The following is a 1,607-nucleotide window of genomic DNA, read 5'->3' as shown; positions in this document are numbered from 1 at the left end:
TCGAGCACCTGCTGGACTCGGTCAAAGGAAGTCAGCAAGTGATGTTTCACGCCCATGCTCGCGCACAATTGCCCGAAATCAGGCTGCTTCAGCTCAACGTAGTAGTGACGTCCGTTGTACTGTTTGTCTTGGATGTTCTTGATCACGCCATAGCGCTGGTCGTTCATCAGCACGATCAACAGATCAAGGTTCTCCTGAACCGCGGTGGCAAGTTCACCCACGTTCAACATCAGCCCGCCGTCGCCGACGATACAGATCGTCTTGGCCGCCGAACCCGCTGCCGCCGCACCGATTGCCATCTGCAGGCCCTGCCCGATGCCGCCGTTGACCGCATATGCGCTCGCGCGCGGCGTGAAGATTTTCAACAGCCGGTTACCCCAGGATGAGTTGGAGATCGTCACGTCGCGGACCCAGTTGTAGTCGCGCCCCGCCACCGCCTGCAACGCTTGAACCAGCGGCTTGTACGGTCCAAGACCCTTGACCATGTCTGCCACCGCGACCTCACGAACTGCGGCAAGATCGGCTGCAAAGCGGTCGTCTACCGAAAGACGACCCTCGAGCCGGGTTGCCAGTTCATCGAGCACGAGTGCCGCATCGCCATGCACGAACAACTCGCTCGGGTAGGAGCGGTTCTCCGCAAGCACGTCTGCATCAATCCGGTAGAGGGGCATGGGCAGGGCCAGCTTGAATTTCATCGTCTCGTTACCGCGCAGACGGGAGCCGACCACCACCACCGCGTCGCACGTTTGGTAGAACTTCTCCACCGCAGCGTGTGCATTGAAAGCGCCAAGTGACATCGGGTGGTCTTCAGGCAGCACACCGCGTCCATGCACGCTGGTCACCACGCCAAAACCCAGTGCGACGAGTCGCTCGACTTGACGCGTTGCATGACGCGCTCCACTGCCAAGCCACAGCAACGGCCGCTTGGCACTAGCAAGCGCATCGGCGAGTCGCTCGACCTGAGCGCTGTTATGTGTGGGCGCAGTGATCTGCGGTGCGCTCAGATCGGCTGGCCAGTCGATTTCGGCACCTTGGATGTCGATCGGAATCTCGACGCTCACCGGGCCCGTCGGCGCTGTCTGCGCAACGCGCACCGCTTCGCGCACTGTCGCCAGTGCTGTCTCAGCGTTACGCACACGGTAGGCCGCCTTTGAGATCGCCGCGAGCATCTCCAACTGACGCGGCACCTCATGAATGTAGCCACAGTTGCGATCCAGGTACTGCGCCTCAATCTGACCGGTAAGGTGCAGCAGTGGTGTGCTCGCAGTCAGTGCCTCAACCATCGCGCCAGCGGGGTTGCCTGCACCCGTACCCGTGCTGGAAAACGCTACGCCCAGTTGCCCTGAGACGCGAGCCAGACCGTCGGCCATGTTCACCGCACCCGCCTCGCCTCGTGCGCCAACGAATCGAATCTTGCCCCGTCGGCCAATTGCATCAAGCATCGGCATGTTATGAATCGAAATCACGCCGAACGCCGTTTGCACGCCGCACTGCTCGAGAAAAGCGGCGATCACATCGCCAACAGTAGTTTTATTAGACATGTCGCGCAACGCCTCCAGAAACATCAATATGGCTGCCCGTCGTGTACGACGACAGGCTCGTAGCTA

Annotated in this window: 1 protein-coding gene; it reads right to left on the bottom strand. The window is 60.5% G+C overall.

All coding sequences use genetic code 11. The annotated features are described in order from the left end of the window. On the bottom strand, nt 1-1,541 hold a 1,541-nt coding region (locus AWB76_RS38595), incomplete at its 3' end, for a thiamine pyrophosphate-binding protein (protein WP_061165323.1). Nucleotides 1,542-1,607: the final 66 nt, after the last annotated feature.

Source organism: Caballeronia temeraria (genome assembly GCF_001544795.2).
GTDB classification, from domain to species: Bacteria; Pseudomonadota; Gammaproteobacteria; order Burkholderiales; family Burkholderiaceae; genus Caballeronia; species Caballeronia temeraria.
The sequence above is the reverse complement of the archived record's forward strand: the minus strand, read 5'-3'. Positions and strand labels throughout refer to the sequence as shown.